The 15,430-nt window shown below is 35.5% G+C and carries 17 protein-coding genes; 10 read left to right on the top strand and 7 right to left on the bottom strand.

The genetic code is table 11. From position 1 onward, the window contains the following. The first annotated feature begins 13 nt into the window (after nucleotides 1-13). The 9 genes from AC3HD6_RS14270 to AC3HD6_RS14230 all read left to right on the top strand — a co-directional run bounded on the left by AC3HD6_RS14270 (nucleotide 14) and on the right by AC3HD6_RS14230 (nucleotide 9,549). Nucleotides 14-2,131 carry a TonB-dependent receptor plug domain-containing protein gene (locus tag AC3HD6_RS14270; protein WP_488896944.1) on the top strand — a complete coding sequence of 706 codons (2,118 nt, stop codon included), beginning with the start codon at nucleotides 14-16 and terminating at the stop codon, nucleotides 2,129-2,131. A gap of 10 nt (nucleotides 2,132-2,141) precedes the next feature. After that, complete coding sequence (locus AC3HD6_RS14265; RefSeq protein WP_488896943.1) at nucleotides 2,142-3,251, top strand: HmuY family protein; 1,110 nt, start codon at nucleotides 2,142-2,144, stop codon at nucleotides 3,249-3,251. Nucleotides 3,252-3,272: 21 nt separating this feature from the next. Further along, nucleotides 3,273-4,151, top strand: a complete 879-nt coding sequence (locus AC3HD6_RS14260; RefSeq protein ID WP_488896942.1) for a heme/hemin ABC transporter substrate-binding protein — start codon at nucleotides 3,273-3,275, stop codon at nucleotides 4,149-4,151. After that, nucleotides 4,135-5,175, top strand: a complete 1,041-nt coding sequence (locus AC3HD6_RS14255; RefSeq protein WP_488896941.1) for a FecCD family ABC transporter permease — start codon at nucleotides 4,135-4,137, stop codon at nucleotides 5,173-5,175. Before AC3HD6_RS14260 ends, AC3HD6_RS14255 begins: the two co-directional genes overlap by 17 nt. After that, nucleotides 5,175-5,948, top strand: coding sequence for a heme ABC transporter ATP-binding protein (locus AC3HD6_RS14250; protein ID WP_488896940.1), 774 nt, complete (start codon nucleotides 5,175-5,177; stop codon nucleotides 5,946-5,948). Before AC3HD6_RS14255 ends, AC3HD6_RS14250 begins: the two co-directional genes overlap by 1 nt. Before the next feature lie 2 nt (nucleotides 5,949-5,950). After that, entirely contained in the window at nucleotides 5,951-6,601 is a 651-nt protein-coding gene (locus AC3HD6_RS14245; protein WP_488896939.1) for a class I SAM-dependent methyltransferase, read from the top strand. Nucleotides 6,602-6,605: 4 nt separating this feature from the next. Then, on the top strand, nucleotides 6,606-7,634 hold the full coding sequence (locus tag AC3HD6_RS14240) for a hemin-degrading factor (protein ID WP_488896938.1): 1,029 nt from the start codon (nucleotides 6,606-6,608) through the stop codon (nucleotides 7,632-7,634). 138 nt (nucleotides 7,635-7,772) lie between these two features. After that, nucleotides 7,773-8,645 (top strand): ChaN family lipoprotein, encoded by an 873-nt coding sequence (locus AC3HD6_RS14235; protein ID WP_488896937.1) that lies wholly within the window; start codon nucleotides 7,773-7,775, stop codon nucleotides 8,643-8,645. Nucleotides 8,646-8,919: 274 nt separating this feature from the next. Next, nucleotides 8,920-9,549 carry a peptide deformylase gene (locus tag AC3HD6_RS14230; RefSeq protein ID WP_488896936.1) on the top strand — a complete coding sequence of 210 codons (630 nt, stop codon included), beginning with the start codon at nucleotides 8,920-8,922 and terminating at the stop codon, nucleotides 9,547-9,549. Nucleotides 9,550-9,800: 251 nt separating this feature from the next. Here AC3HD6_RS14230 and AC3HD6_RS14225 read toward each other — a convergent pair whose 3' ends face one another. Genes AC3HD6_RS14225 through AC3HD6_RS14215 form a run of 3 tightly spaced genes read right to left on the bottom strand, consistent with a single transcriptional unit; the run spans nucleotide 9,801 to nucleotide 11,324 of the window. Next, nucleotides 9,801-10,226 carry an organic hydroperoxide resistance protein gene (locus AC3HD6_RS14225; RefSeq protein WP_488896935.1) on the bottom strand — a complete coding sequence of 142 codons (426 nt, stop codon included), beginning with the start codon at nucleotides 10,224-10,226 and terminating at the stop codon, nucleotides 9,801-9,803. After that, nucleotides 10,227-10,661, bottom strand: coding sequence for a MarR family winged helix-turn-helix transcriptional regulator (locus AC3HD6_RS14220; RefSeq protein ID WP_488896934.1), 435 nt, complete (start codon nucleotides 10,659-10,661; stop codon nucleotides 10,227-10,229). A gap of 30 nt (nucleotides 10,662-10,691) precedes the next feature. Continuing rightward, on the bottom strand, nucleotides 10,692-11,324 hold the full coding sequence (locus AC3HD6_RS14215; protein WP_488896933.1) for an NAD(P)H-dependent oxidoreductase: 633 nt from the start codon (nucleotides 11,322-11,324) through the stop codon (nucleotides 10,692-10,694). Nucleotides 11,325-11,561: 237 nt separating this feature from the next. On the opposite strand from AC3HD6_RS14215, the gene AC3HD6_RS14210 reads away from it, so the two are divergent. After that, nucleotides 11,562-12,317 carry an SDR family oxidoreductase gene (locus tag AC3HD6_RS14210; RefSeq protein WP_488896932.1) on the top strand — a complete coding sequence of 252 codons (756 nt, stop codon included), beginning with the start codon at nucleotides 11,562-11,564 and terminating at the stop codon, nucleotides 12,315-12,317. 24 nt (nucleotides 12,318-12,341) lie between these two features. Here the strand turns inward: AC3HD6_RS14210 and AC3HD6_RS14205 are convergent, their stop codons facing one another. The 4 genes from AC3HD6_RS14205 to trpA form a co-directional block, all read right to left on the bottom strand. Continuing rightward, nucleotides 12,342-12,653: a hypothetical protein gene (locus tag AC3HD6_RS14205; protein WP_488896931.1), complete on the bottom strand. Its 312-nt coding sequence runs from the start codon at nucleotides 12,651-12,653 to the stop codon at nucleotides 12,342-12,344. 70 nt (nucleotides 12,654-12,723) lie between these two features. Further along, nucleotides 12,724-13,683, bottom strand: a complete 960-nt coding sequence (locus tag AC3HD6_RS14200; protein WP_488896930.1) for a protein-glutamine glutaminase — start codon at nucleotides 13,681-13,683, stop codon at nucleotides 12,724-12,726. A gap of 192 nt (nucleotides 13,684-13,875) precedes the next feature. Continuing rightward, the gene (lipB, locus tag AC3HD6_RS14195; RefSeq protein WP_488896929.1) at nucleotides 13,876-14,604 is read right to left on the bottom strand and encodes a lipoyl(octanoyl) transferase LipB; all 729 of its coding nucleotides are present in this window, start codon (nucleotides 14,602-14,604) and stop codon (nucleotides 13,876-13,878) included. A 31-nt stretch (nucleotides 14,605-14,635) separates the two neighbouring features. Then, nucleotides 14,636-15,370, bottom strand: a complete 735-nt coding sequence (gene trpA, locus AC3HD6_RS14190) for a tryptophan synthase subunit alpha (RefSeq protein ID WP_488896928.1) — start codon at nucleotides 15,368-15,370, stop codon at nucleotides 14,636-14,638. Between the last annotated feature and the right edge of the window lie 60 nt (nucleotides 15,371-15,430).

Genomic DNA, 15,430 nt, shown 5'->3' with positions numbered 1-15,430 from the left:
TTTTTGCCCCCCTATGAAGAAGAAGGTACTTTCAATACTATCTTTGTCCGCGATCTGCTGGATCAATGCACAGGAACAGGATTCTCTTAAAAATAAAAAGATAGAAGAAGTTGTCGTTACAGGACAGTATATACAGCAATCCATCAATAAATCCATCTATAAAGTTGAAGTGATCAATGCGGCACAGATAAAGAATATGGCTGCAACCAATGTTGCTGATGTTTTGAATCAAAGCTTGAATGTATTGATTACTTCAGACCGTAATTCTGGTAATTCTACAGCCAGCTTAATGGGGCTTGGTGGAGAATATACTAAAGTTTTGATTGACAATATTCCGGTAGTGGGTGATATAGGATTGGGAAATAATATTGACCTTACCAAGCTTAATATCAACAATGTAGAAAGGATAGAAGTAGTAAGAGGTTCAATGGGGGTAGACTACGGAAGCAATGCTGTAGCAGGTGTTATTAATATCATTACAAAGAAAAACAGTCAGAAAAAACTTACGTTAAATGCTTCTGTGCAGGAAGAAACGGTAGGAAAAGAATATGATATTAAGAAAAAAGGTGAGGGAAGACATATCCAGACTTTAAATATTGGCTATAATATTAATGAAAACTGGTATGTAGGTGCTCATATTAACCACAATGATTTCCAGGGGTTCAAAGGATCACAGGAAGGGTATAAGTACTTTGAGCAAGATGGGAAAAGAGGCTATCTGTGGCAGCCTAAAGATGTAATGAACGTTGATGGAGTTGTAAGGTATAATAAGAATAAAACTTCCATATTCTATAAATTCGGTTTCGTTAATGAAAAGCTGAATTACTATAATCCAATTGTCAACGAGTATTTTTATAATGTAAAAGACAGAACTTACTCTTCCAATGATCGAGATTATTATACTACAAGATATCTTCATCAGCTTAATGTACAAGCGAAATTAGGAACTATAAACTATACCGGAGATTTTTCTTATCAGACCCAAGATAGAAAATATAGAGATTTTAAATATGATATTCCGAATAGAAAAGTAATTGGCAGTAAAGACAATTACCAGTCTTATAATAAAGCTGATGTTCTTTATTCAAGAGGGGTTTTCAGTAATTTTTTAGATAATAAAAAGATTGATTTCCAATTAGGGTATGAGTTGGATCATACTTCAGGCTTTGCAGGAAATATTGCCGGAAGCTTCAAAGGGACAGATAATGTAAACAGAAAAATATTCAATTATGCCAACTTTATGTCTGTTGAATGGAATGCTACAAACTGGCTGTCATTGCGTCCCGGATATCGTTTGGCACTGAGTGATAAGTTTGATATACAGCATAACTATTCCTTAACAGCAAGAGCGAAAGTTACTGATAACGATAATTTCAGATTAGTAGTAGGAAGTGCTAACCGTTTTCCAAACTTTGATGAACTATATACCTATATGGTAGACAGCAACCATGATATCAGAGGAAATGAAAACCTTGTTCCAGAAACGGGAATGACGGCTTCTTTAAACGGAGAAAAGACATTCACAACGAGCTCAGGATGGAACTTGGGAATTGGTGCAAGTGCTACTTATCTTTATGTGAAAGACAGAATTGAATCGGTAACGGTAAGCAGACAGCCTTTGAAATATCAATATCTTAATCTGGATAAATATAGATCTTACCTGTTTGAAGCTAATTTTAAAGCACAAAAAGACCAGCTTTCCGTGGCTGCCAATGTTGCTTATTATGGGATTTCAAAAGAGCTTACAGATCAAATCATCACTTCTCCTACCGACTTTTTTTATACGCTGGAAGCAAGTGCAATGGTGAACTATACTATTCCGAATGTAAATACAACCTTATCACTATTCTATAAATATACAGGAAAAACACAACAGTTTACTTTGTCTCCTGATCTTAAAAACCCAACATATGTACTTGGAGAAAGAGGGGATTTTCATATGATGAACTTCATCGTTACACAACCTTTCTTTAACCAGCATCTGGAAGTAGGTCTTGGGGTAAAAAACATTTTTGATGTGACCTCTATAAGAGATACTACTCTTACAGGAAATGCACACAGTACTGCAGATCCAAAAATTAATTTATTCTATGGCAGAAGCTTCTTAGCTCGTTTAAGCTATAATTTTTAAAATTCTAACAATGAAAAAAATACTATTCTATCTATTAATAGGAACATCATTTATTGTTCAATCCTGTATTAATGCTAATGAAGATCCTGTATCGGTTATTCCTTCGGAAGGAGTCTCTGTAAATCCTTTTGTGAATGGTTCAGCACAACCTAATCAGGTGTGGATAGACTTGAGTGATATAGTAGATGAGCAAACTGGACAGCCTAGACAAACCACAAATAAAAGAACAGACTGGGATCTGGCATTTTATTCAGGAAATGAATTTAAAGTGGTCTTGAACACTTCTATTATGATGGCTGCTGGTAAAATTCCAAATGTCACTGATATTGAAAACGTAAAAGAATCTGATGTTGCCAGCTTGAAGGATGATGTGCAGGTGGCCAACTTTAACCCTGATAATGTAAACTATATTGATGATGTAAAAGGTAATTTTCCAACTAGCCCTACAGCAATAGAAGAAATAAAGGCCAATGCATCTGAAAATGCAGTCTATCTTGTAAATCTTGGTAAAGAACTTTATACCGGGACTATTGCTACAGGTTCAACTATTACAGGAGGAGATGACCGAGGTTGGATGAAAGTACAAATAGTAAGACAAGGAGATGGTTATAAGGTAAGATATGGACAGCTGAATGCTACAGGAGCTGGGATTAAAACAGTAGAGGTGAAGAAAAATAAAGCTTACAATTATACCTTCTTTAACTTAAAACAGAACAAAGAAGTACTTATTCAGCCTGAAAAAAATAAGTGGGACATTTGTTTTACGGTATTTACCAATATTATCCCAAGTGTAGGAAGTTATATTAATGCAGATTTTGTGACAACCAATAATGTAGGTAATGTAGGAGCTTATGAAGTGAAGGTGGCAGCTAGTTCAATGGTAGATACCTTTAATAAATTTAAAAAGGAGAATGTAGATGATTCAAAATTTGTATACAATGATCAAAGAGTCATTGGAGGAAACTGGAGAGAAGTTGGACCGGAAGGATCTAAAGTAAAGGGAGATATCTTCTATGTCATTAAAGATGCAGCAGGAGCTTATTATAAAATAAGATTTGTGAAAATTGTTAATGATAAAGGAGAAAGAGGACATCCAACATTTATGTACAAAGCCTTATAATAAATCAAATAATAGTATATCATGAAGAAATTTATCCTTGCAGCTTCTGTTCTTGTAGCAGTATACTCTTGTAAAAAAGAAGAAGGTGCTAAGAAAGAAAATACAACGGAAGCTACTTCTGAAGCTCCAAAAAGCAATAATAAAATTGTAACCTTAAGCGGAGGAATCACAGAGATTGTAAGCGCTTTGGGACATGAAAAAGAAATCGTAGGAACAGATGTTACCAGTACATATCCTGCAAGCTTAAAAGCTACCGCTGAAAATCTTGGACATGTAAGATCTATAACGATTGAGCCGATTATGGCAGTAAAACCTACTTTAATTCTAGCTTCAGATAAGGACATCAACCCGGAGCTAATGGGGAAAATCAAATCATCCGGAATCAAAGCAGAGGTCTTTAAGCAGGAATATACTGTTGATGGCACTAAAAAGCTGATTGAAGAGGTGGCAAAAGCTATCGGAAATACAGATTATAAAAAATTAACTGATAAAATAGATGCAGATCTGAAGCAGGTTCAGCCAACAGCTAAAAAACCTAAAGTATTATTTATTTATGCAAGAGGAAACATGTTGATGGTAGCAGGTAAAAATACTCCAATGGCCGCTTTAATTAATTTGGCAGGTGGAGAAAATGCCGTGAATGAATTTGAAGATTTCAAACCATTAACTCCGGAAGCAGTGGTGAAAGCTAATCCTGATGTATTGTTTTTCTTTGAAACAGGACTACAGGGAGCGGGTGGAAACGAAGGAGCATTGAAGATGCCAGGTGTTTCCCAGACCAATGCCGGAAAAAATAAGAAGATCATCGCAATGGATGGAGGGTTAGTTTCTGGTTTCGGACCGAGACTAGGAGAAGCAGCAGTTGGATTAAACAAACTTTTAATTGAGAACACAAAGTAAATTATACTTTTACATGACAATAAGTATCATACTGCTTGTTGCTATAGCAGTATGGTCTATTAATACAGGAGTTTACGATTTTGGTGGTAAATCTGCATTTAACGTTTTAGGAAAAGTAATACAGGGAGATTCCAGTTTATCATTGAGTGATAAATATGTAGTTTGGGATGTGCGGGCAGCCAGAATTATTATGGCTGTTTTAATTGGAAGTATGTTGTCTGTTTCAGGAACAAGCTTGCAGGGACTTTTTAAAAACCCTTTAGCTACGGGAGATTTAATAGGTCTTACATCAGGTGCTACATTATTGGCTGCCATAGCCATTGTTTTGGGAGGACATTTTAAAGAATACCTTCCTGAAGCCGTACAATTTTCGCTCGTAGGAATTTCTGCCTTTATAGGATCTTTCTTATCCATGATGCTGGTATATAGAATTTCAACAAGCGGCGGAAAGACCAATGTGGTTATGATGTTGTTGACAGGTGTAGCTATTACGGCAATAGGCTTTTCAATTACAGGTTTCTTAATCTATGTTTCAAAAGATGAACAGCTTAGGGATCTTACATTCTGGAATTTGGGAAGTTTAGCTGCTGCAACATGGACGAAGAATATTATTCTAGCTGTTGTAATGATTGGAGCCTATGTTATTTTACTGCCTAAAGGAAAAGCCTTGAATGCCATGATGCTGGGAGAGAAAGATGCTCAGCATTTAGGGATCAATGTAGAAAGACTGAAGAAGCAGATCATTATCATTGTGGCATTGATGGTGGGAAGCTGTGTAGCATTTTCAGGAACTATTGGTTTTGTAGGTCTTATAGTACCTTATATCTTAAGACTATTATTCAAATCCAATTATACTTTTATTCTGCCTTTGTCTGCCGTATTTGGAAGTATCTTACTCCTGACGGCCGATACATTCAGCAGAAGTATTGTAGAACCTTCAGAATTGCCAATCGGGATTTTGACCGCTTTAATGGGAGGACCTATTTTTATTGCTATTTTGGTTAAATTTAAAAAATCATTGTAATGATCAAAGCACATCAAATTAACTATAGGCACAAAGAATTCCGTATTCTGGATGGGGTAGATGTCTCATTAGAATATGGTGAGTTTTTAGCCATTGTAGGTCCCAATGGAGCAGGAAAATCAAGTCTTTTAAGTGTTTTGGCTCATGAAGTGAAATCTGAAAAGCGAAAAGTATTATTTAAAGATAAACCTATTGAAGACTGGAATGTAAAAGAACTTTCTATACATAAAGCCAAATTTTCACAGCATAACAGCAACGATATTCCTCTTGAGGTGAAAGATGTAGTGATGATGGGAAGGTATCCTTATTTTGATGCACAGCCTGGAAAAGTAGACCTTGAAGCCATGAACAATAAGATGTATGAAACAGATATTTTTCATCTTAAAGAAAGGGAGTACAACTCTCTTTCAGGAGGAGAAAAGCAACGTGTACATCTTTCAAGAGTAATGGCGCAGCTGGAAAATGATATTGCCCACAAATTGGTTTTTCTGGATGAACCTCTGAATAATCTGGATATTAAACATCAATATAAGGCACTTGAAATTATCAAAAATTTTACCAAGAAAGCAAACAGTGCGATTGTTGTTCTCCATGATCTGAATCTTGCAGCTCAGTTTGCAGATAAAATTTTATTAATGAAATCAGGACAGGTTTCTGCTTATGGAACTCCACAGGAAGTTTTTACAGCTGAAAATATCAGCCATGCTTATAACTTTCCATGTACCATCTGCGAACACCCTATTACGAATAACCCAATGATCATTTTCGGATAACCATGGAAAAAGACGAATTAAAAATCCTTGCCCAGCATCTTGCCAATCCCGAAGGAGAAAAAGGTATTGAGATTGGTGAAATGATGAATGCTACTAATATCAGTATGACATTAGAAAGTATCAGAGCTCTTCTGATAGAAGATGATGAACGAATTCTTGAAATAGGACACGGAAATGCAGGACACCTGAAGAATATCTTTAGTTTGGCAAAAGGACTGAAATATACAGGAATTGATATTTCGGAAACCATGCATAGGGAAGCTAAAAGATTGAATCAGGAATTTGAAAGCCAGGCAGAATTTGTTTTATATGAAGGAACAAAACTTCCTTTTGAAGATGAGACCTTTGATAAAATATTTACAGTCAATACCGTTTATTTCTGGAAAAATCCAGTTGATTTTTTAAATGAAATCTTCAGGGTTTTAAAGGATAACGGAACATTTGTACTGACGTTCGGACAAAGAGATTTCATGGAAAAACTACCTTTTACAGCATATGATTTCAATCTTTATAACAATGACGAGATGGAAGAATTGGTTTCAAAAAGTCATTTTAAAAGAATGAAAACTTCTGAAAAAGAAGAGCAGATAAAAAGCAAAACAGGAAACGAAACGATACAAAGAATCTATACAATTTTAACAATAAAAAAATAAAATAATGAGCATATTAGTGAATGATTTAAAGGAAAAATGGGAGGCTCTGAAAGCTGAAAATCCACATGTGAGAATAAGAAATGCAGCAGCACAGTTTGGTGTAAGCGAAGCTGAATTACTGGCAACTGGGATTGGAGAAGGAGTAACTGTGCTAAACCCAGATTTTCCGGGAATTCTTACAGAAGTAGAAAAATTAGGAAAAGTAATGGCCCTTACCCGCAATGATGAGTGTGTTCATGAAAGAAAAGGAATTTACCAGAACGGAGATTTCAGCAGCCCTCATGCTCAGCTATTTGTAGGAGAAGATATTGATCTTAGAATTTTCCTTAATCACTGGAAGTTTGCATTTGCAGTGGTAGAAGGGGACAAGAAAAGTCTTCAGTTTTTTGGAAAAGACGGATTGGCATTGCATAAGATCTATCTTACAAAGAATAGTGAAGAAGCTGCTTTCGATGCAGTTGTTGAAAAATTCAAGACAGAAGATCAGAACCCAGCATTTAACTTTGAAGCAGTAGCTCCAAAACAACCAGAAAAGGCAGATACTGAAATCGATGTTGAAGGATTTAAAAAAGCGTGGACAGAATTAAAAGATACTCACGATTTCTTCATGATGACCAGAAAATTCGGAGTAAGCAGAACTCAGGCCCTGAGACTGGCTCCGGAAGGTTTTACTCAAAAAATTGATAACTCAAAAGTAGTTAATATTCTTGAAGAAGCTTCAGAAAAGGGTACACCCATCATGGTTTTCGTAGGAAACAGAGGAATTATCCAGATTCACACAGGAAATGTCAAGAAAACACTTTGGCACCAGCAATGGTTCAATGTAATGGATCCTGATTTCAACCTACACTTAGATGTAACGAAAATTGCAGAAGCATGGATTGTGAAAAAACCGACTGAAGACGGAGAAGTTACAGCGATTGAAGTATTCAATAAAGAAGGAGACTTCATTGTTCAGTTCTTTGGAAAAAGAAAACCTGGAATTCCTGAACTTCAAGAATGGAAAGATCTTGTAGCAACTCTTGAACAATAATAATTAGATGATTTTAAGAGAGACCGTTTTGTTTGTAAAATTCAAGGCGGTCTTTTTCTTTTGGATTTTGGCCGGCATTGTAAAAAGCCCCAGAATATTATGTAATTTGTAGCTAAATTAAAATACTAAAGATAAAAAATGAAGAATATTTTCATAGCGATTTTGCTGGCGGCCTTCTGTTCACTCAATGCACAGAACTTTAAAGCCTATCAGTTTTATGACCAAAAAGGGAAAGAAGTAAAAACGGATAAATTGGTGAAGGAATTGGCAGATTATGATGTTGTTTTCTTTGGTGAAAATCATAACAGCTCCATTAATCACTGGCTGCAGCTTAAAATAACAGAAGCTTTATTTGAAAAGAAAAATGGTCAGCTTATTTTAGGCGCTGAAATGTTTGAAAGAGACAACCAGGCTCAGCTGAATCAGTATCTGAGTGGAAAATTTGATGCTAAAACATTGAAAGATTCTGCCCGTTTATGGAATAATTATGCAACAGATTACAAACCGCTGGTAGATTTTGCAAAGAATAAAAAGCTGAACTTCATTGCCACCAATATTCCGAGAAGATATGCCTCACAAACCGCAAAAGAAGGTATAGAATCTTTGAATACATTAAGCGATAAAGAAAAGACATACATTGCCCAATTACCAATCAAAGTAACCTTAGATACTCCAGGGTATCCTGAAATGAAAGCCATGATGGGGGACCATGCAGAAGGGACCAAGGTGATGAACTTTATCTCAGCACAGGCGGTAAAAGATGCAACAATGGCTGAATCTATCATAAAAAATATACAGGCTGGGAAAACCTTTATCCATTATAATGGTAATTATCACAGCAAAGAGTTTGGCGGAACGTATTGGTATATCAAACAGAAAAACCCTACTCTGAAAATGGCTGTAATCTCTGTTTTTGAATCTGAGGATCCTGAATTGAAAGTACCTGCTAAAGATTATATTCCGACGGAATTTAACCTGATTATTCCTGGGGATATGACGAAAACTTTTTAATTTGTGTCTCGCAGATCACACAGATTTCGCAGATTTTTTAATAATCAGAACAATATCAAATTCAATAGGAACGGGTAAAATCCTGAGCGTAGTCGAAGGATAGCCCGTTCTTCTTTTATATGAAGATTCGAATGGCTTTAGCCAAAATCTACAAATAAAATGTGTATAAATATTTAAATGTTGAACAATAACATCCAGCTTTCCTCTCTAAAATTCCAACACAATGATCCATTTTTATATAACAATCTCTACCTTTGTAACACATTCAATTTGTATGAAAAAACTATCCATTCTATTGATTCTTTTTGTAGGATTCTGCAATGCTCAAAAATTTACTTCAGAGGAAGTTTCCTTAATCAATAAAGGAGATATAAATGCTGCTTTACCTATCTATCAGACTACTGATGATCATCAGCATAAAACCTTGCTGAACCTTTCCTCAGAAATTAATCCAACGGATCCCAATACTGCTGTTTTGGTGAAAAGAATGAAAGAATCTCTTCTTTCAACGGATGGCGGAGTAGGAATTGCTGCCCCACAGGTGGGAATCAACAGGAAAGTGATCTGGGTACAGCGCTTTGATAAAGAAGGAACTCCTTTGGAATATTTCATTAATCCGGTGATTGTATGGAGATCCGATTTGCAGAACCTTGGGCCTGAAGGGGATTTGTCCATTCCTGATTTCAGAGATCAGTTTTACAGAAGTAAAGTCATTCAGTTAGAATATTTAGATTTGAAAGGACAGAAATATTCAGAAATAGTAGAAGGTTTCACAGCTGTTATCTTCCAGCACGAAATAGATCACCTATTCGGAATTCTGATTTCGGATAAAAAAGAAAAAGAGAAAAACGATTCCTATAAAAAGGTCGATGCTTATCAAAAAAGCGATTTGAATAAAAGATAAGGGTAATGGGTAATGAAGCGTCAGCTAAAATATCGCTTCATCCAATCGATATATCGATTAAGCCTTTGCTTGCTCAAAATAAAGCATAACCAAAATAAATCTTTGCGTCTAAGAAAACCAAACATCGCAAATTATTTTTTTAAGTATCCACAGCCATCTGTGCCCATCTGAGAAATCTGTGGTTAAAAATAAAAATGAGCTGTTTTCATTACGAAAACAGCTCATTTCAAATATAATTATAAAAAATTGGATTAATCGTTGTTGGTTACAGAAAGCTTAACCTCAATATTGTTTCTTGTAGCATTAGAATAAGGGCAGATCTGGTGGGCCTTTTCTGTTAAAGATTGTGCTTCTTCAAGAGAAACTCCAGGAATATTCACATCCAATTCCACAGCCAGTCCGAAACCTCCGTTTTCAATCTGTCCGATGCTCACTTGAGCAGTAACAGTTGTTTCTCCGGTTTTCACTTTACCTAGGTTGATCACTCTGTTCAAAGCACTGTCAAAGCATGCAGAATATCCCGCTGCAAAAAGCATTTCAGGATTGGTGAAGTCATCATTCGCACCTCCTAGCGCTTTAGGCATTTTTACTTCAAGATCCAACACTCCGTTTTCACTCTTTACATGTCCGTTTCTTCCGCCTGTAGCAGTAACTTTTGTTGTATATAACGTTTTCATTTATTTTTCTATTTTGTTTAATATTTTTAATACTGTTTCTTTAAGTTCCAACAGTTCTTCAGGCTGTATCCCGATTTTTTCCTGGATTTTACCCGGAATTTCGCAGGCCTTTTTCTGAAGCTCTTTTCCGGCTTCATCTAAAAATACTTCAACAACTCTTTCGTCTTCTTTTTTACGTTTTCTTGCAATAAACCCTTTTGCTTCCAGTCTTTTGAGAAGGGGAGTTAATGTTCCGCTATCCAGAAACAGTTTTTCTCCGATATGGCTTACAGTAAGCCCGTCACCATTCCATAATACCATCATAACGAGATATTGTGGATAGGTAATGTCCAGCTCATCAAGGAAAGGGCGGTATAATCCGGTAATTTCTTTGGCAATTACATATAAGGGAAAGCAGATCTGGTTTTCTAATTTGGGTGTATTTGAATGTTCCATAAGATAAAGTACGAAAGATTCGTGAAGGTATTACTTTTTAACGATAAATTCATCCATTGGGATACGGACTTTTTTCATTGAAGACAGCCAGTCATTGGCTTCGTCACGGTATCCAAGGTATAAAAGGCTTACACTTTTTAAGCCTAATTCTTTTAATCCAAGTACTTCATCCACTACTGCATTATTGAAGCCTTCTGCCGGTGTACTGTCTATTTTAAGTTCTGCAGCCTGTGCAAGAGCAATTCCTAAAGCAATATAAGTCTGGCGGGCTGTGTGCGCAAAGTGCTGTTCAGGAGTTTGTGCTCCGTACATTTCTTTGATCTTATCTGTGTAGCTCCCGAAACGACCTCTTGGAAGTTCTCTTACATCAGTATGATGATCGTATACCTTGTCTATCTTTTCATTGGAGTAGCTGTCCCATGCAGCAAAAACTAAAACATGAGAAGAGTCTCTCATCACTTCTGGATTTAAAGCCCCAGCAACCATTTGTTCTTTTAAGTCCTGATTTTCTACTACGATAATACGGAAGGGCTGTAATCCCGATGAAGTAGGAGCTAATCTTGCTGCTTCCAGAATGGTGTTCAAATCTTCAGTTGATACTTTTTTAGTTGGGTTATAAGCTTTTACAGCATGTCTCCAGTTCAAGTCTTCTATTAATGACATTTTCTTTTATTTTAAATTAAACTATTCTACAATTGTTTTTTCTAAATTTTACTTTGTGATGAATTAACAATGCAAATATATAGACAATTAAATTGTATGCAATTTAATTTTGAAAGATTTTATTGATGACTATTATTTATTTTATAAAAGAAAACGAATTTTATATTCAGCATGATTCGGATTTTTTTCCATCATAAGGATTCTAATCTTTGCCATAGAATTTTAAACCAAAAAATAATGCAGAGATTTAAAAACAAAACAGCAATCATTACAGGTGGAACAAATGGGATGGGATTAGCTACCGCTCAAAAATTTATAGAAGAAGGGGGGCGTGTCATTATCACGGGACGCAGTGAAGAAACTGTAAATAAAGCTTTGGAAAAATTAGGAGAACATGCTTTTGGAATCGTTTCTAATGCTGGAAATATGCGAGATCTATTGAATTTACAGCAAGAGGTTAGAAAATATACTGAACATGTTGATGTTATTTTTGCCAATGCAGGCTATGGAAAATTTGCTCCCGTAGAAAATGTAGATGAAAGCCATTTTGATGAACTTTTTAATGTATTGGTAAAAGGTCCTTTTTTTACTGTTCAGCAGCTGCTTCCTTTGATGAAAAATGGAAGTTCGGTTATTTTTAATACTTCTGTGGCTACAGAAATTGCGATGAACAGCTTTTCTGTGTATTCAGCAGCGAAATCAGCAGTGCAGTCTTTTATTAAAACATTTGCAGTAGAGCTTACAGAACGTGGTATCCGTGTGAATGGAGTAAGCCCAGGTCATATCAAAACCAATATTTTTAATAATACTGGGTTAGCTCCTGAACAAATTGATGCTGCAGTGGAGGATATTATTCCTACGATACCTTTTAAAAGACAGGGTGATCCTGAGGAAATTGCCAATGCGGTTCTGTTTCTAGCTTCAGACGAGGCATCCTATATCCATGGTGCAGAAATCAGGGTAGATGCCGGAATTTCTGTCATAAGGTCATAGAGTGAAATCTGATAATAATTTTACTTATTTCACCTCATTAATCTCCTTGATCATATTGGTTTTATTTTCAATCCCAATATTGTAGGTTTTGCCTTTTTTAAAACTTAGATTAGCCTTTTCTATTAAGGTTTTATAGTCAGGAGATTTTTTTGAAATATAAAAAACCTGTGCACTTATTCCAATAGCCACACGCACCACTTCTTCCGGTTTATCAGGATCTTCAAGAATATTGTTGATGACAGCATTATTATACCAGGTTAGTTTCTGGGATTCAGAGTTAGAAGAACAGGATGTGATCATGGCAAAGAGTAATAATAAATAAGTCCAGACTTTCATAATAATAAATTATTGATTAAAAAGCTCCTGCAATATATAAATAAATGCAGGAGCTATATAATAAAGTTAGTTAGAACCCACAGTGTGCGGTACTAGGTACAGGTGCAGAACAACCTGAAAGAGCTGAGAATGCTGTTAATGTACAATTGGTATTTACCAGATTGTTATCATATAATAAAGATCCTGACGGACTTCTGTAATAAACATTTCCGGCTGTGTTAGCATAAGAAGAAACAGAAGTAGAACCACAGGTAGAATTGGTACATGCAGCTCTCCATGCAGTATCAGTAATAGGACCTGTTGAATTTAGAGAAGGATCAATGATTCTTTTTTCAACCACTCCGGATGCATTTTTAAAGCTTACAAGAATAGCAACGTGATATACCCAAGACACACAGCAAGTTCCTGTGGAAGCTCTTAGATTACCATATACAAATTGTTTTTCACATTCATATCCGGCATTGTTTAAGATCTGTCTCATTTTGTGTGCTCTTGCATAGCAGCCATCTACAGGATATCTGAAAGTGATACACGGGCTAGATGCTGTAGAAGTTCCGCAAGATTGGTTTTTGATTTGGGTAAACAAGCTGTTTAAAGTAGCCAGATCAGGAATAACACTGGTTAATTTTCTTGATGCTTCATTGCCTGTTTTTTCTTCTTTTGTTAAAGCCGATTTAAAGAATCTGATATCTTCCAGGGTTGGGCTTTCTACCTTCGCAATTTCATTGGAATTAGCTTTAAGGAAAACATGAACCGGAGATTCATTTTTTACAGCCTGATTAATCATAGAAATATAAGACGCATTTTCCTCAGTATCCTTAATTACGTAAGGTTGTGCTGAAAGAATAAAGGAGACTTTGTAGTTTCCGTCTTCTTTGTCAATACTTACAGGAACAGTTCTTCCGAACTCTTTCATTGCAGTTTCTTTAGTTTGTTGATTTACGGTTTCCTGATTGGCATTGGAATCCGAACAGGAGTTGATGGAAAGTACGGAGACAAATACCATCAGGGATAACAAAAATTTTTTCATAGTTCTTATATTTTGGTGGTTAATAATTTTCTAAATAGCATTCTGTTATTCACTATTTAGTGATATTAAAATTATGAAAAATTCAAATATATGCAAGTAATTTTTTCAAAAAATAATTAATATTTAAAAATGATTCATAAAAAAATCCCTATACATCAACTGTATAGGGATTATGATATTTGAAATTTAAATTTATTTGTAAATTAATTCAGCCTGGAATACATCAGCAAAATGCTTTCTGATTTTTGCTTTGATATCTTCCATTTCTTCCGGTGTCAATTCTCTTTCAAGTTCTCTTTTTAAAGAAGTAACCTGTTTATCTTTGATGCCACACGGAATAATGTATTCAAAGTAACGCATGTCAGTATTCACATTCAAGGCAAAGCCGTGTAAAGTTACCCATCGGGAAGCTTTAACTCCCATTGCACACATCTTTCTTGCATAAGGTTTTCCAACATCCAGCCAAACGCCGGTTTCTCCGGGAGAACGTTCTCCTTTCAGTCCATATTCAGCAATCGTTCTGATGATCACTTCTTCAAGATTTCTCATATACAAATGAATATCTGTAAAGAAGTTCTCAAGATCTAAAACAGGATAGCCCACAATCTGACCATAGCCATGGTAAGTAATATCCCCACCACGATTGGTTTTTACATAAGTGGCTTCTAATTCCTTAAGCTTATCTATTCCTGCCAGCATATTTTCTTCGTGTCCGCTTTTCCCCAGTGTGTATACATGAGGATGTTCTACAAAAAGAAGGTGGTTCGGGGTAGTGATATGCTGTTCTGCAGGCAGATCGCGATTCTTAATTTTAGTATCAATAATATCTTTCATCAGTTTCTCCTGATAATCCCATGCGGGCTGATATTCTTTAATTCCTAAATCTTCAAATTCTACTGCTTTATTTTGATTTGTATTCATTTCAATTTTTGATATACAAATTTAGTGAATTTTAAGCTTTTATGGAATGGATAAAATCTATGGCACTTTTCTTCCAATCTTTATCCTGAAGTAAAACATTCACAAAGGCTGTCCCAATGATTCCGCCAGCTGCTTTTTCAGTTACATTTTCAAAATCTTCTTTTGATTTTATTCCGAAACCGATCATTACCGGATTTTGAAGAGGTAGATCTGCTAATCGACTCAGGTAGTTTTCATTCTTTAGAACTGTATTTTCATTTCCGGTTGTAGAAGATGAGCTTACAGCATATAAGAATCCTGAACTTAAGGAATCCAGATACTGTATTCTATCATCTGATGTTTCCGGAGTCACTAAAAATGTGAAATTAAGGTTATATTTTTTCAGAATATGTTGATAGTTTTTCTCAAATTCAATAGGAGGAAGGTCTGGAAGAATAAGTCCTGAAACTCCGCTTTCTGAACATTCTTTACAGAAATTTTCAAAACCAAAACTCAATACAGGATTGATATAACCCATTAAAATAATCGGAACTTTTATTTTATCTTTCATCGTTTTTAACTGAGAAAAAAGCCTTTCAATAGTCATCCCGTTTTGAAGGGCAAGCTCATGGGCTTTTTGAATCACAGGTCCGTCAGCTACAGGATCAGAATAAGGCATTCCAATCTCAATCATATCTGCTCCTGAATCCTGGATAAGTTGTATAATGTCTGCAGTATCTTCCAGCTTTGGGATTCCTGCAGTGAAGTATATATTTAGTTTCTTCATTTCTTTATAGTATAATATATAATGTACAATTCCGTATAAATAGAATAATAAATGATATTG

It is taken from the genome of Chryseobacterium sp. II3a (genome assembly GCF_057815135.1).
The sequence above is the reverse complement of the archived record's forward strand: the minus strand, read 5'-3'. Positions and strand labels throughout refer to the sequence as shown.